Origin of the sequence: Pseudomonas sp. NFXW11, assembly GCF_049887815.1 — a bacterium.
Classification (GTDB): Bacteria; Pseudomonadota; Gammaproteobacteria; order Pseudomonadales; family Pseudomonadaceae; genus Aquipseudomonas.
Genome location: NZ_JAGEKI010000002.1, coordinates 444713 through 458774, shown reverse-complemented (window position 1 = coordinate 458774; position 14062 = coordinate 444713). Strand labels below are relative to the sequence as shown.

Genomic DNA, 14062 nt, shown 5'->3' with positions numbered 1-14062 from the left:
CAGGACAGGTCTAGACATTTGTCCTTACAATCACGCTTTTGTTAGCTGCCTAAGCAAGGACTCCCCATGCAAGCCGCCAACCCGCGTCGCGGGTACATCCTGGGCCTGAGCGCCTACATCATCTGGGGCCTGTTTCCGCTCTATTTCAAAGCCATCGCCAGCGTTCCGGCCATCGAGATCATCATCCATCGGGTGCTCTGGTCAGCACTGTTCGGCGCCCTGTTGCTGATGGTCTGGAAACACCCCGGCTGGTGGCGCGAACTGCGTGAAAACCCCAAGCGCCTGGCAATCCTGGCCCTGAGCGGCACCCTGATCGCCGCCAACTGGCTGACCTACGTCTGGGCGGTGAACAACGGGCGCATGCTCGAAGCCAGCCTGGGCTACTACATCAACCCGCTGATCAACGTCTTGCTGGGCATGCTGATTCTCGGCGAACGCCTGCGGCGCATGCAGTGGCTGGCGGTGCTGCTGGCGACACTGGGCGTGGCCCAGCAAGTGTGGCAAGTGGGCAGCCTGCCCTGGATCTCGCTGATGCTGGCGCTGAGCTTCGGTTTCTATGGCCTGATCCGTAAGCAGGCACCGGTCCGCGCCCTGCCCGGGCTGGTGGTGGAAACCTGGATGCTGGTGCCCATCGCCCTGGGCTGGCTGCTATTGCACCCGGATGCCAGCAGCGCCCATGCGGCGTTCTGGAGCAGCTCCCAGGCCTGGTGGCTGGTGGCTGCCGGCCCGGTCACCCTGGTACCGCTGGTGTGCTTCAACGCCGCCGCCAGAGACCTGCCCTACACCACCCTGGGTTTCCTCCAGTACCTGGCGCCGACCCTGGTGCTGCTGCAGGCCGTGTTGCTGTTCGGCGAACAGCTGTCTTCCAGCACCCTGGTGGCCTTTATGTTCATCTGGGTCGGCCTGGCGGTGTACAGCGTCGATGCCTGGCTGAGCCTGCGCCGTCGCCGCTGATCAAAAAACACACAACCCCCTGCAGGCCACGCCGGTATTGGCCTGCAGCGGTTGCTCCCAAGGTTATCCACAGGCTGATCCCCGCCATTTGTGCACAAGCCCTTGAAATTGCCGGTTTTTTGATCAAAACAGGCAAAGCCGCGGTGGCACTGGGCTGGCGGCGAGTCTCTACAGGTTATCCACAGGCGCATGCAGGTTTTACTGGGATAACCCGCAAAACAGCCTTCAAGCCTCGCTGCGCAGCACCAACTCCACCATCAGGTCATCTGCCAGGGTTTCCAGGCGGGCCTGCAGCACATCCAGTGACAGGGTCAGTGGCACCGCCAGAATCGCCTCGGCATGGAACAGCGGCTCGCTGCTCATGGGCGCCGGGCGCACCTCGGTCACCAGGCGCTCGAGGTTGACCCCCTGCTCCGCCAGCAAGCGGGTGATATCCCGGACAATGCCCGGACGATCATTGCCCACCAACTCCATGGCGATGGGTTTCCAGGTACAGGCCTGTTCAATGCCGCTTTCGGCGATCAACACCCGAATGCCCTGGGCCGAGAGCCCCTGCAAGGCATCCACCAGTTCGTCGTAGGCCTCGGCCGGCACCGCCACCCGGAGGATGCCGGCGAACTGCCCAGCCATTCGCGACAGGCGACTTTCCAGCCAGTTGCCGCCATGCTCGGCGATGCACTGGGCAATGCGCTCCACCTGTCCGGCCTTGTCCGGGGCGAATACCGTGAGAACGAGATGGTCCATGGCGCAGCCCTCTTCTTGTGCAGGATGGAAGAGCAATTATAGGCAGCCACGCTCGCCGCGCCTTCCAGCTCATATCACAGCAGCTTGCGTAGGAGCTGGCTTGCCAGCGAATGCGCCCGCAAGGCCGGCGCAAACCCCGAAGGTCCATTCGCCGGCAAGCCGGCTCCTACGAGGGCAGCGCAGGGCAAAATACAAATCGTGTACAACTTTTTGTATTTATATGGAACAATCCACCGACTTTTTGCGAACAGCCAGCGCCTAGGCGTGACCAGAACTCACTCTTTGGTCGCAGAACGACGTATTTAGTCTAATTTTCACAAGCGCAATTCATCATGTAGTATGCCGCAGCGCGCACTACATAACGTTGGAACGATGTCCGCCAAAGCCTGACCACAGCCCCCGCAACCGCCCATCAGCAAGGCTCCGCCGTTGATTGGAAGGACCCAGCCGCCCGTAATGGCATGTACTGGTGAACAGGGTTGTGCTTTAAATGGCCGCCGGCTTCATTGTTAATTTGAAGAGCTGAAAAGCGAAATAGCTGAGCAGAGTGAGGCAAGCAATGACTGAACACGTTCAAGTCGGTGGCCTGCAGGTCGCCAGAGTCCTGTTCGACTTCGTGAACAACGAAGCCATTCCCGGTACCGGCCTCACCGCCGAATCGTTCTGGGCCGGTGCCGACAAGGTCATCCACGACCTGGCACCGAAGAACCGAGCCCTACTCGCCAAACGCGATGATTTCCAGGCGCGAATCGATGCCTGGCACCAGTCCCGCGCCGGTCAGGCCCACGATGCAGTGGCCTACAAAGCTTTCCTCCAGGACATCGGCTACCTGCTGCCAGAAGCGGCGGATTTCCAGGCCACGACGCAGAACGTCGATGAAGAAATCGCCCACATGGCCGGCCCGCAGCTGGTGGTGCCGGTGATGAACGCGCGCTTCGCCCTCAACGCTTCCAACGCCCGCTGGGGCTCGCTGTACGACGCCCTGTACGGCACCGACGCCATCAGCGAAGCCGATGGCGCACAAAAGGGCAAAGGCTACAACAAGGTCCGCGGCGACAAGGTCATCGCCTTCGCCCGCGCCTTCCTCGATGAATCGGCGCCGCTGAGCGCGGGCTCCCACGTCGACGCCGTGAACTACAGCATTGCAGGCGGCAAGCTGCTGGTGGCCCTGAAGAATGGCGACAACACCGGCCTGCGCGACACCGCGCAACTGATCGGCTACCAGGGCGCTGCCGCGGCACCCACCGCGATCCTGCTCAAGCACAACGACCTGCACTTCGAAATCCAGATCGACGCCACAAGCCCGGTCGGCCAGACCGACGCCGCCGGGGTCAAGGACCTGCTGATGGAAGCGGCCCTGACCACCATCATGGACTGCGAAGACTCGGTCGCCGCCGTCGACGCCGATGACAAGGTAGTGATCTACCGCAACTGGCTCGGCCTGATGAAAGGCGACCTGGCGGAAGAAGTCGCCAAGGGCGGCAAATCCTTCACCCGCACCATGAATGCCGACCGCGAATACACCGGGGTCAACGGCGAGACGGTAAAACTGCACGGCCGCTCGCTGCTGTTCGTGCGCAACGTCGGTCACCTGATGACCATCGACGCGATCCTCGACAAGGATGGCAATGAAGTGCCGGAAGGCATCCTCGACGGCCTGGTCACCAGCCTGGCGTCGATCCACAACCTCAACGGCAACACCTCGCGCAAGAACAGCCGCACCGGTTCGATGTACATCGTCAAGCCGAAGATGCACGGCCCTGAAGAAGCGGCCTTCACCAACGAGCTGTTCGGCCGTATCGAAGAGGTGCTGAACCTTGCCCGCAATACCCTGAAAGTCGGGATCATGGACGAGGAACGCCGCACCACGGTCAACCTCAAGGCCTGTATCAAGGCGGCCAGCGAGCGCGTGGTGTTCATCAACACCGGCTTCCTCGACCGCACCGGCGACGAGATCCACACCTCTATGGAAGCCGGCGCCATGGTGCGCAAGGCCGATATGAAGGCCGAGAAATGGATCGGCGCCTACGAGAACTGGAACGTCGATATCGGCCTGTCCACCGGCCTGCAAGGCCGCGCGCAGATCGGCAAGGGCATGTGGGCCATGCCCGACCTGATGGCCGCCATGCTCGAACAGAAGATCGCCCACCCGCTGGCCGGTGCCAACACCGCCTGGGTGCCGTCGCCCACCGCCGCCGCGCTGCACGCGCTGCACTACCACAAGGTCGACGTGTTCGCCCGCCAGGCCGAACTGGCCAAGCGCACCCGCGCCTCGGTGGACGACATCCTGACCATCCCCCTGGCCAGCAACACCCACTGGTCGGCCGAGCAGATCAAGAACGAACTGGACAACAACGCCCAGGGCATTCTCGGTTACGTGGTGCGCTGGATCGACCAGGGCGTGGGCTGCTCCAAGGTGCCGGACATCAACGATGTGGGCCTGATGGAAGACCGCGCCACCCTGCGCATCTCCAGCCAGCACATCGCCAACTGGCTGCGCCATGGCGTGGTGACCCAGGAACAGGTGCTGGAAAGCCTCAAGCGCATGGCCCCGGTGGTTGACCGGCAGAACGCCGCCGACCCGCTGTACCGTCCGCTGGCGCCCAACTTCGACAGCAACATCGCCTTCCAGGCCGCTCTGGAACTGGTGATCGAAGGCACCAAGCAACCCAACGGCTACACCGAGCCGGTGCTGCACCGTCGCCGACGCGAGTTCAAGGCCAAGAACGGCCTGTAAGCATCCCTGGCAACACCCAAAAAAGCCCCGGTCCGCCGGGGCTTTTTAGTGTGTCGTTCGGGCTCGGCGCTTACCGCTTGCCGCTCAGTGAATGACACCCAGCTCGTGCTTGACCAGGGCCAGCAACTTGCTGGTGTCGATGGGCTTGAGCAGGAAGTCCACCACGCTCAGGTGCATGGCGGCGATGGCGTCGCGCACATCGGCGTCGCCGGAAACGATGATGATCGGCAGCGCCGCGCGCTCCGACTGGCGCACCTGGCGAATCAGCTCCAGGCCGCTGCAGGGCGCCATGCGCAGGTCGGTGATCAGCAAGCCAATCGACTTGTTCGACTCAAGCAGCTCCAGGGCCGCCTTGCCACTGGCCGCGGTCATGCAACGAATGCCATCCAGGCCGAGAATCTCCGCCAGCAACTCCCGGGCATCCTTGTCGTCATCGGCGATCAGCACTCGCTGGGGCGGCAGGTCGGGCTCCAGCATGACCGCACTCAGCGCCTCACGCTCGGCGTCACTCAAAATATCGTGGTCGGTCATACGCATCTCTTACATGGACAGGTCGATCCCCAAGCACAGTGGTCAGACATCGTTGAACAGGCCTTAAATGTGCACTTCGTCGGAAAAATTTCCAAGCGTCTTGATCAGAGCTTTTTTGCATTGATCAACCGCGCCTGAAAGCCAAATCACCGGGGCCCCTGGCACTACCTAGACTTACGTCCAATGGGCACCCCGGGCCCTGGGGGCCGAACATTGCCGTGATCCGACCACAACAAATCCAAAAAGACTGCGGTAATAGTTATGAGTAAAGCGGATGCCTTCATCCAGGCAGGGAAAACCGCGGTGTTGCAAAACATCCAGGGCACCGTGCAGTTCCTGCAGCGCTTCCCGCCGTTCAACCAAATGGAACAGTTGCACCTGGCCTATCTGGTGGAACAGTGCCAACTGCGTTTCTACGGCCCCGGCGACAGCATCATCAAGCCCGCCGATGGCCCGGTCGAGCACTTCTACATCGTCAAGCAGGGTCGGGTGGTGGGCGAACGTACCCACGCCGCCAAGGGCAGCACCGAAACCACGTTCGAAATCACCAGTGGCGAATGCTTCCCGCTCGCCGCCCTGCTGGGGGAACGGGCGACCCGTACCGAGCACCGGGCGGCCGAAGACACCTTCTGCCTGCAACTGAACAAAGACGCCTTTATCAAGCTGTTCGCCCTGTCTGCGGAGTTTCGCGACTTCGCCCTGCGCGGGGTCAGCAGCCTGCTGGACCAGGTCAACCAGCAGGTCAAGCAGAAGGCCGTGGAAACCCTCGGCACTCAGTATTCGCTGAACACCCGCCTGGGCGAGCTGGCCATGCGGCACCCGGTATCCTGCACCCCGCAAACGCCCCTGCGCGAAGCCGTGGCGCTGATGCACGAGCAGCAGGTGGGCAGCATCGTGGTGGTGGACGAGCACAAAGCGCCCCTGGGCATCTTCACCCTGCGCGACCTGCGCCAGGTGGTGGCCGACAGCAGCCAGGACCTCAACCAGCCCATCGACCAGCACATGACCCAGGCGCCGTTCTTCCTCAGCCCGGACCACAGCGCCTTCGACGCCGCCATCGCCATGACCGAACGGCATATCGCCCACGTCTGCCTGGTGAAGGACCAGCGCCTGTGCGGCGTGGTCTCCGAGCGCGACCTGTTCTCCCTGCAGCGGGTCGATCTGGTGCACCTGGCACGCACCATCCGCAATGCGCCGCGGGTCGAGCACCTGGTGGCGCTGCGCGGCGAGATCGGCCAGCTGGTGGAACGCATGCTGGCCCACGGTGCCTCGTCCACCCAGATCACTCACATCATCACCCTGCTCAACGACCACACCGTGTGCCGGGTCATCGAACTGACCCTGGCCGACAAGGGCGACCCCGGCGTGCCCTTCAGCTGGCTGTGCTTCGGCAGCGAAGGCCGACGCGAGCAGACCCTGCACACCGACCAGGACAACGGCATCCTGTTCGAAGCCCGGGACGCGGCCCACGCCGCACAAATCCGCGGCAAGCTGCTGCCCATCGCCCAGCAGATCAACCAGAGCCTGGCCCTGTGCGGCTTCACCCTGTGCAAGGGCAATATCATGGCCGGCAACCCCGAGCTGTGCCTGTCCCGCGCCGAATGGGCCCGGCGCTTCGCGGCCTTCATCCGCGAAGCGACCCCGGAGAATCTCCTGGCGTCGAGCATCTATTTCGACCTGCGGGTGGTCTGGGGCGATGAGCAGAGCGCCGAGCAACTGCGCCGCGGCATTCTCGACCAAGTGGCCGACAACCGACTGTTCCAGCGCATGCTGGCGGAAAACGCCCTGCGCCAACGCCCGCCCGTAGGGCGCTTTCGCGAGTTCGTGCTGGCAAAGAAAAACGGTGAAAAGGCCACCCTCGACCTCAAGGTCCAGGGCCTTACGCCCTTCGTCGACGGCGCCCGGCTGCTGGCCCTGGCCAACGGCATCGGTGCCATCAACACCCTGGAGCGCCTGCGCCAGCTGGTGTCCAAACAGGTGATCGAACCCCTGGACGGCGCGGCCTATGAAGAGGCCTACCACTTCATCCAGCAGACCCGCATGCAGCAGCACCAGCGCCAGACCCGGGACAACCAGCCCTACTCCAACCGCCTCGACCCCGACAGCCTCAACCACCTGGACCGGCGCATCCTGCGCGAGTCCCTGCGCCAGGCCCAGCGCCTGCAAAGCAGTCTGGCCCTGCGGTATCAGTTATGAGCCTGTTCGCCTGGCTACGACCCGCCGTCAGCCTGCTGACCGCGGAGCAGCAACAACGCCGCGACCGCCTGCCAGCCTTCAGCCAGCTGGGCGAAGACAGCCTGCGAGAGCAACGCTGGGTGGTGGTGGATGTGGAAACCACAGGCTTGAACCTCAATCGCGACCAGGTGCTGTCCATCGGCGCGGTGGTGATCGAGGACGGTGCCATCGACTTCAGCCAGCAGTTCGAGCGCACCCTGCATCGCGAAGGCCACAAACTCAGCCCCAGTGTGCTGATCCACGGCCTGGGGCCCAGCGCCATCGCCGCCGGCAGCGACCCGGTAGAAGCCCTGCTGGACTTTATGGAATTCGTCGGCGACAGCCCGCTGCTGGCCTTCCACGCGCCCTTCGACCAGCACATGCTCGGCCGGGCCCTGAAGGACAGCCTGGGCTATCGCCTGCAACACCCCTTCCTCGACGTGGCGGACCTGGCGCCCCTGCTCTGCCCCCAGGCGCCATTGCGTGAAGCCGGGCTGGACGACTGGGTCAACTGGTTCAAGCTGCACGTGGTGGAACGCCACCACGCGGCAGCCGACGCCCTGGCCACCGCCGAGCTGGCGCTGATCCTGTTCAACCGCGCGCGCCAGCAGCAGATCCACAGCCCCCTGAACCTGCAACAGCGCCTCAACCAGTGGAAGCGCCGCCAGCAAGCTCCCTCCTTCTAATCCCCGTGGCGTGGGAGCTTGCTCCCGCTCGGCGGCGCAGCAGTCGTAAAACCTGAGTCCCGGGTTCCAACTGACACCGGGCCTTGGGCGCGCTGCGCACGCCAGCGGGAACAAGCTCCCTCGCCACAATGGGCTCGCCCTTCAGCAACCAAGCAGCCGACCGACGTCAATTGCGCCACTGTTTCGCCTCTGCCACAATCGCGAATAATTCTCGTTAGTTTAAACTTCTCGATCGGTGAACCTGCTTGTCGTCAGTCCAAAGCCCTCAAAATCAGCTGGTTGGTGCGCTGTACCGCGACCACCGCAGTTGGCTATTGGCCTGGCTGCGACGCAATATCGCCTGTGCCCATCGGGCCGAGGACCTGAGCCAGGACACCTTCGTGCGCCTGCTGGGTCGCGAGCAACTCCAGGCCCCCCGCGAGCCCCGGGCCTTTCTCCTGGCCATCGCCAAGGGCCTGCTGTTCGACCACTTCCGCCGTGCCGCCCTGGAACAGGCCTACCTCAATGAACTGCTGCTGATTCCCGAAGGCGAACAGCCCTCGCCGGAACAACAGCAGATGATCCTCGAAGACTTGCGGGCCATCGACCGCCTGCTGGGCAAACTCTCGAGCAAGGCCCGGGCGGCCTTCCTGCATAACCGCCTCGACGGCCTCAGCCATGCTGAAATCGCCGAACGCCTCGGCGTCTCGGTGCCGCGGGTGCGCCAATACCTGGCCCAGGGCCTGCGCCAGTGCTACATCGCCCTGTACGGGGAGCCGACATGACCCCCATCAGTTCCAAGCCGGTATCGGCCCAGGTGCTGGATGCCGCCATCGCCTGGCAACTGTCCCTGGATGGCGGCGGTACTGCGCTGGAGCGCGAAGAGTTCGCCAAGTGGCACGCGGCCCATGAAGAACACGCCCGGGCCTGGCGCCAGCTGGGCATGCTCGACCAGCGCTTCAGCCTGGCCACTGGCCCTGCCCGCAACGCCCTGCTGCAATCGCGTGAAGGCCTGCGCCAGCGCGTGCGCAATCTCGGTCGCGGTGTCGCCAGCGTGCTGCTGTGCGGCGGCCTGGCGCTGTTCGCCGGGGAACGCTACCTGCCAGTGGACTACTGGCTGGCCGATCAACGCACCGCCACGGGCGAGCAACGCACCTTGCGCCTGAGCGACGGTACGGTGATCAACCTCAATACCCACAGTGCGCTGGACGTGCATTTCGACGAGAAGCAACGGCGCATCGTGCTCCAGGAAGGCGAGATCCTGATCCAGACCGGGCACAACGACAGCCGCCCCTTTATCGTCGAGACTCGCGACGGCCGCCTGCGCGCCCTGGGCACGCGGTTCCTGGTCAAGCGCGAAGACCGGGGCACGCGCCTCGGCGTGCTGCAATCGGCAGTCGCCGCCCGGCCGGATGCAGGCCAGGCCGAGCAGGTGTTCAAGGAAGGCCAGCAAGTGCTGATGCACCACGACGGCCTGGAGGCTCTGCCGGCCCTGGCCCTCGGCGCCGATGCCTGGACCCGGGGCATGCTGGTGGTGGACAACGCCCGCCTGGGCGACCTGATCAACGAGCTGGGGCGCTATCGTCGCGGCCACCTCGGGGTGGCGGCGCAAGTGGCCGACCTGCGCATCACCGGCAGCTTCCCGCTGCAAGACACCGACCTGGCCCTCAACGCCCTGCTGCCGACCCTGCCGGTGCAGATCGAACGCCACACGCCCTGGTGGGTGACCGTGGCGGCCAAGGCCGAGACCAAGCCCTGAACCCTGCCCCGTGATTCGCCACGGGGCCATTCCCGATAACCGATGCCCGCAATGGATGGCGGCTGCCAGACAGCACGCCACGGACGCTGATGCCTTTGTGCAATGGGTCCTGCGAAGTGGCCAACGGCTGAATCGAAATTATTTTCAATCAGCCCTATCACTTTGCGGATCTCGTTCGGCACCTAGGCAATTGCGAAATATTTCCATTCAGGAGCCATCGTATGTCCCGCCCGCTAGACACCCTGTTGCGTCCCAGCCTGCTTGCCGTTGCCATTGCCCTCAGCGCCCCACTGGCCAGCCCGGTGCTGATGGCCGCCGAACAGGCGTCCAGCGTGCGCGCCTACAACCTGCCGGCCGCGCCCCTGGCCAGCACTCTGAACCAGATCGCCAGCCAGGCCGGGCTGACCCTGAGCCTCGATCCCTCCCTGGCCGCCGGCAAGACCTCGGCCCCGGTCCAGGGCCAGTTCGACGCCCCCGGCGCCCTGCGTGAAGCACTGCGCGGCAGCGGCCTGCAGCTGGAGCGCAGCAACGCCGGCAGCTACAGCCTGATCGCCGCCCCGGATGGCGTGGTGGCCCTGCCGCAAACCAATATCACCGGCCAGCAGAGCTATGAGTCCGCCTGGGGCCCGGTTGAGGGCTATGTGGCCACGCGCACCGCCGCCGGCACCAAGACCGACACCGCGCTGGTAGAAGCGCCACGGTCGATTTCCGTGGCGACCCGCCAGCAGATGGAAGACCGTAACGTGCAGAACCTCGACGACGCCGTGCGCTATATGCCTGGCATCGTTTCCGCCAGCTACGGCAGCGACACCCGCTACGACTGGATGCGCGTGCGGGGCTTCGAGCCCACCCAGTTCCTCGATGGCCTGCCACTGCCCCGCGGCGTGTATGCCAACCCGAAAGCCGAAACCTGGAACCTCGACCGCCTGGCCCTGCTGCGCGGCCCGGCATCCTCGGTCTATGGCCAGACCCCGCCGGGCGGCCTGCTGGACATGGTCAGCCGGCGCCCCAGCGCGGAAACCAGTCACGCCATCCAGTTGCAGTACGGCAGCGACAACTACCGTCAGTTGAACTTCGCCAGCACCGGCAAGATCGACGATGAGGGCCAATTCCTCTACGGCCTCAGCGGCGTGATACGGGATGCCGGAACCCAGGTCGACCACATCGACAACAAGCGCTACAACATCGCCCCCAGCCTGACCTGGAACATCGACAGCGACACCAAGCTGACCCTGCTCTCGCAATTCACCCGCGACGATACCGGGGCCACCAGCCAGTTCATGCCGATCCAGGGCACCAAGATCAAGTCGCCCCTGGGCGAGGTTTCCCACCACAAGAACCTGGGCGACCCGAACTACGAGTTCTACGACCGCACCTACTACGCCCTGGGCTATGCCTTCGAGCATCGCCTCAACGATGTCTGGCAATTCCGCCAGAACCTGCGCTACACCAAATCGGAACTGGCTTTCCAACAACTGACCGTGGGCTCCTACGCCTACTCACCAGCGGATGCGGCGGGCAATATCGGCCGCACCTCGACCAATGTGAACGAGGACATCGGCCAGTTCGCGATCGACAACAACTTCCAGGCCGACTTCAGTACCGGCGACATCAGCCACACCCTGCTGCTGGGCCTGGATCACCAGCGCACCGACACCTCCTACCTGTCGATCTACGGTGACGGCGGGAAGACCAACATCTTCAAGCCGGTCTATGGCCAGGCGATCGTCCGCCCCGCGCGCTCCGGCGCCTACTACGACTACAACCAGAAAACCGTGCAGACCGGCCTCTACCTGCAGGACCAGATGGCCCTGGACCAATGGCGCCTGACCCTGGGCGGTCGTGAGGACTGGGTGCACCAGAGCACCAAATACTTCAACAAGAACGACGCCACCAACACCGACCGCAACCGCAATTTCAGCGGCAACGCGGCGCTGAGCTATGTGTTCGACTCGGGTGTGGTGCCCTACCTGTCCTACGCCGAGTCGTTCCAGCCGGCCAGCAACGCCGATGCCTCTCCTAGCCAGTCGTACAAGCCCACCGAAGGCAAGCAGTGGGAACTGGGGATCAAGTACCAGCCACCCGGTTCCAACACCCTGCTCAGCGCAGCGGTCTACGACCTGACCCAGAAAAACGTCCAGGTCACCAGCATCGGGCCTGGCGGCGAGTCGATCACCAGCCAGACCGGTGAAGTGAAGGTCAAGGGCCTGGAGCTGGAAGCGGTGTCCGACGTGACCGACAACCTCAAGGTCATCGCCGCCTACACCCTGGCCAAATCCGAGGTGCAAAAAGGCATCTACAAGGGCAACCGCCTGCAACTGATGCCCAACCAGCAAGCCTCGCTGTGGACCGACTACACCTGGCACAGCGGCCTGCTCGACGGCTTCGGCGTAGGTGCCGGCGCCCGTTACACCGGCAACACCTACGGCGACCAGGCCAATACCTGGCTGGGCAAGGCCAATGCCTACACGGTGTTCGACGCTGCCGTGCACTACGACCTCGGCCGCCTGGACCAGAGCCTCAAGGGCGCCTCGCTGAAACTCAACGCCACCAACCTGTTCAACAAGGACTACCTGTCTACCTGCGATGCGTCCTACTGCTACTTCGGCGACCAGCGCAGCGTGGTCGCCAGCGCCACCTATCAATGGTAATCGGCTGAGTTGAACCCCGGGCCGTCCCGCAAGGACGGCCTTGGCGTGTCTGAAGGCAAAGAAATGAAAAGCACAAGCATCCGCCGCTGGTCCTTTATCCACACCTGGACCAGCCTGATCTGCACCCTGTTCCTGCTCATGCTGGCGCTCACCGGCTTGCCGCTGATCTTCCACCACGAAATCGACCACCTGCTGGGGGATGCCGCCGAGTTGCGGCAGATGCCCGACAACACCCCGCACCTGGACCTGCAGCAGCTGGTCGAGGCCGCCGAGGCCCATCGCCCGGGCGAGGTGATGCAGTACTTCGGCTGGGACCAGGACCAGCCCAATGGCGTGACGACCATCATGGCCAAGACCGCCGGTACCCACCCCGACGACTCCTTCACCTTTATGCTCGACGCCCGCACCGGCGAGGCCGTGGCCACGCCTTCGGCCAATGGCGGGCTGACGATGTTCATGCTGCGCCTGCATGTGGATATGTTCGCCGGGCTGCCGGGCAAGCTGCTGCTGGCCTTCATGGGCATGCTGTTCGTGCTGGCGATCATCTCCGGCAGCGTGCTCTACCTGCCCTTTATGCGCCGGCTGAAATTCGCCACGGTGCGCCAGGACAAATCCACCCGCCTGCGCTGGCTCGACCTGCACAACCTGATCGGCGTGGTCACCCTGACCTGGGCCCTGGTGGTGGGGGTGACCGGAGTGATCAGCGCCTGCGCCGACCTGATCATCGCCGCCTGGCGCAACGACAGCCTGAGCGCCATGGTCGCGCCCTACCGCGATGCCCCGCCGCTGGCCTCCCTGGCACCGGCCAGCCGCCTGCTGGATATCGCCCGGGAAGCCGCCCCCGGCATGCAGCCGGACTTTATCGCCTTCCCCGGTACGCGCTTTTCCAGCGAGCATCACTACGCGGTGTTCCTCAAGGGCGGCAGCCACCTGACCTCCCACCTGTTGACCCCGGTACTGATCGACGCCAGCACCCTCAAGGTCACCGCCGTGGGCGAACGGCCCTGGTACATGGACGCCATGGGCATGTCCCAGCCGCTGCATTTCGGCGACTACGGCGGCATGCCGATGAAGCTGCTGTGGGCGGCCATGGATGTGCTGACCATTATCGTCCTGGGCAGCGGCCTGTACCTGTGGCTGGTACGCCGGCGCAGTGCCAAAGCCAAGCGGGAGGCGCGCCCATGAGGCCTCGGCAAGCGAGTTTCTGGAAGGTCTTCGGCGCGCCCCTGGGCATCGGCCTGCTCAGCGCCACCGGGCTGTTCGCGGCGCTGCTGGGCGACGGCGTCTGGGACAGCCTGAGCTGGCTGGGCCTGGGCCTACCGACCCTGATTGCCCTGCGCGGCCTGTTGCGGCGCAAGCCTGCGGCCTGAACCCGGCGCCGGAAAACCGCGCCACAGGTAGGTCGAGAGCCCTAGGCCAACCAGCATCACTGGGATAAACACGCGGTTGTCCTGCATCGCCTCGATGGCCACCAGCACGCTGAACAACGCCAGCCCCAGCAGCGGCACATAGCTGGCCGCCAGGCCCCAGCGCCAGGGCCGGGTCACCGGGTCGGGGCCGCGCAGGCGCAACAGGGCACAAACCAGGGCCGGCAGGCTCACCGCTGGCAGCGCCCAGTACCAGGCCATGTAGGCGAAGGCCATGATCAGCTCCGGCTCGCCGTCGCCCTTGCGGCGAAACTCGTACTGCAGGGCCAGGTACACCGCCAGCGCCCCCAACAGGGTCAGGGCCAGGCTGTACAAGCCGTGCAGAAGATAGGACCTGCGCATTTATCGCTCCTTGTTCATCCATCAATGCGCGCCTGTAG

At 64.4% G+C, this 14062-nt stretch carries 12 protein-coding genes; 9 read left to right on the top strand and 3 right to left on the bottom strand.

Features of this window, described 5'->3' with window-relative positions:
* Nucleotides 1–66: 66 nt before the first annotated feature.
* A complete protein-coding gene (gene rarD, locus J4P02_RS05375) occupies nucleotides 67–954 on the top strand; it encodes an EamA family transporter RarD (protein WP_426188506.1) in 888 nt (295 codons plus the stop codon).
* Between the two features lie 225 nt (nucleotides 955–1179).
* Here rarD and J4P02_RS05370 read toward each other — a convergent pair whose 3' ends face one another.
* On the bottom strand, nucleotides 1180–1698 hold the full coding sequence (locus tag J4P02_RS05370; protein WP_426188504.1) for a glycine cleavage system protein R: 519 nt from the start codon (nucleotides 1696–1698) through the stop codon (nucleotides 1180–1182).
* 559 nt (nucleotides 1699–2257) lie between these two features.
* On the opposite strand from J4P02_RS05370, the gene J4P02_RS05365 reads away from it, so the two are divergent.
* Nucleotides 2258–4435: a malate synthase G gene (locus J4P02_RS05365; RefSeq protein WP_426188502.1), complete on the top strand. Its 2178-nt coding sequence runs from the start codon at nucleotides 2258–2260 to the stop codon at nucleotides 4433–4435.
* Nucleotides 4436–4519: 84 nt separating this feature from the next.
* On the opposite strand, the gene J4P02_RS05360 is transcribed toward J4P02_RS05365, so the two are convergent.
* Nucleotides 4520–4966, bottom strand: coding sequence for a response regulator (locus tag J4P02_RS05360; protein ID WP_426188500.1), 447 nt, complete (start codon nucleotides 4964–4966; stop codon nucleotides 4520–4522).
* 261 nt (nucleotides 4967–5227) lie between these two features.
* On the opposite strand from J4P02_RS05360, the gene J4P02_RS05355 reads away from it, so the two are divergent.
* From J4P02_RS05355 to J4P02_RS05325, 7 genes are all read left to right on the top strand, one after another.
* Complete coding sequence (locus J4P02_RS05355; RefSeq protein WP_426188498.1) at nucleotides 5228–7162, top strand: putative nucleotidyltransferase substrate binding domain-containing protein; 1935 nt, start codon at nucleotides 5228–5230, stop codon at nucleotides 7160–7162.
* Complete coding sequence (locus J4P02_RS05350; RefSeq protein ID WP_426188496.1) at nucleotides 7159–7866, top strand: 3'-5' exonuclease; 708 nt, start codon at nucleotides 7159–7161, stop codon at nucleotides 7864–7866. The genes J4P02_RS05355 and J4P02_RS05350 overlap by 4 nt, the downstream gene beginning before the upstream one ends.
* A gap of 245 nt (nucleotides 7867–8111) precedes the next feature.
* A complete protein-coding gene (locus tag J4P02_RS05345) occupies nucleotides 8112–8630 on the top strand; it encodes an RNA polymerase sigma factor (RefSeq protein ID WP_426188494.1) in 519 nt (172 codons plus the stop codon).
* Nucleotides 8627–9604, top strand: coding sequence for a FecR domain-containing protein (locus tag J4P02_RS05340; RefSeq protein ID WP_426188493.1), 978 nt, complete (start codon nucleotides 8627–8629; stop codon nucleotides 9602–9604). The genes J4P02_RS05345 and J4P02_RS05340 overlap by 4 nt, the downstream gene beginning before the upstream one ends.
* A 221-nt stretch (nucleotides 9605–9825) precedes the next feature.
* Nucleotides 9826–12255 (top strand): TonB-dependent siderophore receptor, encoded by a 2430-nt coding sequence (locus J4P02_RS05335; protein ID WP_426188491.1) that lies wholly within the window; start codon nucleotides 9826–9828, stop codon nucleotides 12253–12255.
* Nucleotides 12256–12318: 63 nt separating this feature from the next.
* On the top strand, nucleotides 12319–13440 hold the full coding sequence (locus J4P02_RS05330; protein WP_426188489.1) for a PepSY-associated TM helix domain-containing protein: 1122 nt from the start codon (nucleotides 12319–12321) through the stop codon (nucleotides 13438–13440).
* The gene (locus J4P02_RS05325; RefSeq protein ID WP_426188487.1) at nucleotides 13437–13625 is read left to right on the top strand and encodes a hypothetical protein; all 189 of its coding nucleotides are present in this window, start codon (nucleotides 13437–13439) and stop codon (nucleotides 13623–13625) included. The genes J4P02_RS05330 and J4P02_RS05325 overlap by 4 nt, the downstream gene beginning before the upstream one ends.
* Here J4P02_RS05325 and J4P02_RS05320 read toward each other — a convergent pair.
* Nucleotides 13572–14024 (bottom strand): hypothetical protein, encoded by a 453-nt coding sequence (locus J4P02_RS05320; protein ID WP_426188485.1) that lies wholly within the window; start codon nucleotides 14022–14024, stop codon nucleotides 13572–13574. The two genes, J4P02_RS05325 and J4P02_RS05320, sit on opposite strands and share 54 nt — an antisense overlap.
* Between the last annotated feature and the right edge of the window lie 38 nt (nucleotides 14025–14062).